This is a genomic window from Microcystis sp. M49636_WE2 (genome assembly GCF_030065375.1).
Lineage (GTDB): Bacteria > Cyanobacteriota > Cyanobacteriia > Cyanobacteriales > Microcystaceae > Microcystis > Microcystis aeruginosa_C.
Genome location: NZ_JASJFG010000733.1, coordinates 1 through 1,671, shown reverse-complemented (window position 1 = coordinate 1,671; position 1,671 = coordinate 1). Strand labels below are relative to the sequence as shown.

The window sequence follows — 1,671 nt, the reverse complement described above, 5'->3', positions numbered from 1 at the left end:
TGGGATTGTCCAGACTGTGGGACACACCATGACCGAGATATTAACGCAAGTAAAAATATTTTGGCCGCAGGGCTTGCGGTGTCAGTCTGTAGAGCGACCATAAGACCAGAACAGAGTAAATCTGTTAAGGCAGGTGCGAAAAATCCTTCGGGACCCCAAGCAGAAACTCAAATCGTGAGGTTTGGGAATCGCCGTCCGTTTTACGGCGGCGAGGATGTCAATTAGACAAGGTAATAAAAGAAAGACTACCGATATTTGCCAAGGCGCCACCCAGATTCGAACTGGGGGTAAAGGTTTTGCAGACCTCTGCCTTACCACTTGGCGATGGCGCCGATCAAGCACTACTTATCCTAGCATAACAGTTGGCAGTTTGCCAAGAGTGGAACCCAAGAGTCAAGCGATCGATCTATAATTTATGGAGCGGTTCTCTAATCTAGTGGGGGATTTTAGGCTTAAAAAAGCTATTATGATGAGAAATCAAAGATATTTACTAACTTTTATCGGTTTATTAGCTTTATCCTTGCCAGTACAGGCTAATAATGCGGTTTACCTTAGCCAAAGTTCTAATACTGCCACGACTTTCGACAGTTATCGTCAAGAATGTTTACAAAGAGCGCGTGGGGAGGGATTAGCTGCCGATGTGGCAAAAGACCTATGCGACTGCACGATTAAAAAATTCCAAGCTCGTTACAATCTACAGCAATTCCGCACCCTCGTGCAGAAGTCGAAAACCGATAAAGCTGCCGCTAGGACTTTATCCAGTGTGGGAGAAGCTTGTTTTGATGAGATTTTGTATGAATAGCAGTTATCAGTGATCAGTTATCAGTAAACAGTTATCAGTTATTAGCTTTTTCTCTCCCTTCTTCCCGCTCCCTTCTCCCTTCTCCCCAATTCATGATTCATAATTCATAATTCCCCTTTCCCCTCTCCTAGGGTGTTGAAAACGCTTACAGCCCTTTTTAACCGCAAACACGCACCCTACAAGCTGTATTAAGATTAAACTAATACAAGTATATCAGAGGCGGTAAGAGTGGGTTTAGAACTAAGAGTTGCAATTTGAATAGCTGCTATTGTACCTGTCCCGTCCCCATCAAAGAATAGTCCTCCAGTGATTGTATTATAAATTAAGCGATTGCTGGCATTTAATGCAGTTGTTCCTAATACAAATTGAGCGGCTGTAATCGCAGTTTCTGCGGCTAAACCACCGCCAAAACCCGCAGCAGAGAGAGTAATTTTATCCCCCTGACTGGAGAGGAAATCAGTAATTGTATCAATCCCTTCATTGAGGTTATTGAAGGTGAAGTTATCGCCACCCGCACCCCCTGTTATGGTATCATTACCTAAGCCACCAACTAGAATATCATTGTCCAGAGTACCGGTGAGAATATCATCGTTTGATGACCCGATAATAGGTTCTGGGAAGTTAGCAGAAACCGCTAGACTACTAGCTATATTGGGTAAGGGATTACCAATCTGATTATCACCGTTAAAGTCTTGTTGGAAGTTGGTTTCTTGGGTAAAAGCTTCAGTTGAGTTTAATCCCCACCATCCGCTTGAAGATTGCCAATTCCAGTTACTATCTAAACTCCACAAGTGGAGATGATTACTATCGTTATATTTCCATAAAACTTGATTGACTCCGTTGACGGTTTCTGCTGCTAGAGTTTGCCA

General features: G+C 43.2%; 3 protein-coding genes and 1 tRNA gene. 2 read left to right on the top strand and 2 right to left on the bottom strand.

Annotated elements, in window-relative coordinates; translation table 11 throughout:
* Window positions 1–225, top strand: a 225-nt coding sequence (locus PX484_RS16825) for a zinc ribbon domain-containing protein (RefSeq protein WP_288104846.1), incomplete at its 5' end; no start/stop codon positions are given.
* Window positions 226–261: 36 nt separating this feature from the next.
* On the opposite strand, the gene PX484_RS16820 is transcribed toward PX484_RS16825, so the two are convergent.
* Window positions 262–332: transfer RNA gene (locus PX484_RS16820), tRNA-Cys, on the bottom strand.
* 134 nt (window positions 333–466) lie between these two features.
* Here PX484_RS16820 and PX484_RS16815 point away from each other — a divergent pair.
* Entirely contained in the window at window positions 467–802 is a 336-nt protein-coding gene (locus PX484_RS16815; RefSeq protein ID WP_288104844.1) for a hypothetical protein, read from the top strand.
* Window positions 803–996: 194 nt separating this feature from the next.
* Here the strand turns inward: PX484_RS16815 and PX484_RS16810 are convergent.
* The coding region (locus PX484_RS16810) for a hypothetical protein (RefSeq protein WP_288104842.1) at window positions 997–1,671 on the bottom strand (675 nt) is incomplete at its 5' end.